This window comes from Pseudescherichia vulneris NBRC 102420 (genome assembly GCF_000759795.1).
Lineage (GTDB): Bacteria > Pseudomonadota > Gammaproteobacteria > Enterobacterales > Enterobacteriaceae > Pseudescherichia > Pseudescherichia vulneris.
In genome coordinates this window covers 1-2,851 of record NZ_BBMZ01000032.1, presented here as the reverse complement: position 1 = coordinate 2,851, position 2,851 = coordinate 1, and the positions used below count along the sequence as shown (strand labels likewise).

Sequence of the window (2,851 nt, the reverse complement as noted above, 5' to 3'; positions counted from 1 at the left end):
AGGCGGTCATAGCCGCTGCGGGTGGTGAGCCGCCCCTGGGTGCGGCTGACCTCCCGGTGCAGTTCGTCGCGGGTGAAGTCCGTCACCGCCAGGCCGTCCAGGGCGATGCCCAGCAGATGCCCGCTGCCGTAATAATGCTGCTTCAGCTTACGCCCGTCCGGCAGCTGTACCGATGTGCAGTTGCCGGAGGCGTCGTACTGCCACGCCAGTTCCCCGTGCTCACCTGTTTCGCGCGTCAAGCGACCCAGGGCGTCGTACTCCAGGCAGAGCTCCTGCTCCGCCTCGCGGCTCCAGGCGTTCTCCGCCAGGGCGGGGTGCAGTGTAATCCGGCTTAAAAGCCCTGACGGGGTGTAATGGTAGCGGGTCCGGCCCTCCGGCGTGGTACGGGTTAACAGCTGCCCGCCCGGGCTCCAGGCGAAGGTGTGGGTGATGGCCTGCGGATGTCCGGCGGCGAAGGTGCGTGACACGGTGCGTCCGCAGGCATCATACCCGTGGCGGGTGATGCCCCCGTCCGGCCCCGCCTCTTCCAGCAGCAGCGAGTCAGCACCCCGGCGGAACCGGTACGCCTCCCCGTTTTCATTCTCCAGCGCAGTAAGGCGGCCCCGGCTGTCCCAATGACGGCGCACCGTCCCGCCCTGCGGGTTCGTGGTGCAGACCAGCCGCCCGGCCTCATCGTAATCCAGGGTGCTGCGTTTGCCGTCGGCCCCCTCGTGCGCCACCGGCAGGCCCTGTCTGTTCCAGGCCAGGCGCTCCTGCCACCCCTCTGCCCGCGCCAGCAGCACCGGACGGCCTGCCGGGTCGTAACCGTAGCGGGTCTCTTCCCCGTCTGCCGTGATTTCCGCGCTGAGCCAGCCCAGCGGATGCCGGCGGTAGCGGGTCACCCGTCCGGAGCAGTCCGTGGCGCGGACAACCTGCCCCGCGTCGTTATACTCCCGGTGACGGCTGTTTCCGGCGGCGTCCACCTCCTCCACCACCAGGCCATACTCATCCCGGTGCAGGAGCGTGCTCTGCCCGGCGGCGTCAACGATGCGGGCCAGACCGTGGTGCGCATCGTAGTAAAAGCGCGTGGTGGTGCCGTCCGGCTCTGTGACGGCCACCGGCAGGGCGCGGTGTGCAAGCCACTGCGTTGCCCGGACGTTGCCGTCCGCGTCCGTCTCCCGGACCCGGTTGCCCGTGTCGTCATACACGAAGGTGACCGCATGGCCCAGGGGGTCGGTGCGGCGCACCAGCTGTTCGTGTTCGTTCCACTCATACCGCCAGCTTTCACCGCGCTCATCCACAAAGCGGGTAATCAGCTTCTGTGCGTTCCAGTAGTGACGGCATGTGTGGCCGTCGTAACGGCTCACGGTGGTCAGCCCGGCATCCAGGTCATACGCGATGCGGCAGCCGTCGCCGGTGCGGGTCCGGGTCTCCACCACCCGCCAGTGGTCGAACATCTGCCAGCGGTACTCGCTCTCCAGGCCGCCCGGCAGGCGGTGCCAGACCAGCAGGCCGTGGTCGTTGTAGCGGTATTCCCGCGTGGTCACCCCGGCGGCGTCGGTGGCGGCGGCCAGCTGACCGCGCGCGTCGTAACGCCAGCGCATCAGGGGCCAGGTTCTGTCCCCACCGGACTGCGTGGCGGCGGTGACCCGCTGCGGGAAGCGTTCATCCTCATAGTGCAGGGTGACGTTGATGGCCCGGGGTTCGTCATGGATACTTACCAGGCGGCCCTGCTCATCCCATCCCGTTTCCAGGGCGTTGCCGTACTCATCGCTGAGCGAGGCCAGCCGGAGCAGGGTCGGGTCAGCACGCACAGGTTTAAACAGCCGCCAGACGGCACCGTCCTCGTCAGCAATCACCACGTCGCCATGCGCATTGCGGCGGACCATCACCCCCTCGCTGATGCTGTACAGTACCTGGTCAGGCGGGGGAAGCATAAAGCGCAGTTCGCGCCCGGTCTCATCCCACCATGTCACCTCCCCCTCATGCAGCGTGAGATAACTGTCAAACGCGGTCGCCCAGCCCGGACCGAACAGCCCCCCGCGGGTGTTCAGGCTGTTATAGCTCCGCTGCCAGCGCAGGGGAAAGCGCCCCGGCAGGAAGAAATCACACTCACTGTCGTCATTAAGCACCTTCACCCCGGTGGCGGCATGCACCGGGTGCGGGGAGGCAAACACCGCGTTAACAGCCATATCCGCCAGCATCCCGCCCCCGGCGGCGGCCAGCGCACAGGGCATGTTTTTCAGGAAGGTGCCGGGGCGGCCGCGGATGAGCGACAGGGCCACCATCGCCAGGGTCAGCCCCGGCACCTTCCCGCTGCGGATATCCCGCACCCGCAGTGTCCCGCCGCCGATGATGACGTTCGGCGATGCGCCCGAGACGGTGCCCTCGCAGGTGGTGCGGTCCCCGGTGCGCACCGCGGGCTGGCCGTTGATAAACACGCTGTCAGACCCTTCCGCCAGATACTGAGGCCCTGAATGTTTGTCGCAGAGCACCCGGTCCTCTTCCAGCGGCGTGGTGCCCGGGGCGGCGGATGCGACGGTGGGCTGCCACATCTCACTGCCCATCTGTCCGGCGGCAGCGAGCAGCATCCCGCCGTAATCGGCGAAGCTGCCGGGGGACTGCGGCGCCGGGTCCGGCATCCCTGCCGGGGTGAGCCTGCCCGCTGCCCGGGCCGCCGGCAGGCCGTTAATCAGCACGTCCGGCGAGCCGGTGGCGATGTTACCCGCCGGGGAAGGCGGAAAGAGCCTGTCCCCCAGCCCCGCCGCCGCCTGCGTGATGTCATCCGTGATGCCCGCCACGTTCGCCAGCATGCCGCCGATGATGCCGCTTAACACACAGCCGGAGCCGACCGCGGCAACGCCTGCGGCCG

The 2,851-nt window shown here is 68.5% G+C and carries 1 protein-coding gene; it reads right to left on the bottom strand.

The features are described 5' to 3' along the window. Positions 1 to 2,851 (bottom strand): DUF6531 domain-containing protein (locus tag EV102420_RS19150; RefSeq protein ID WP_042395335.1); only part of this gene is annotated, 2,851 nt, incomplete at both ends.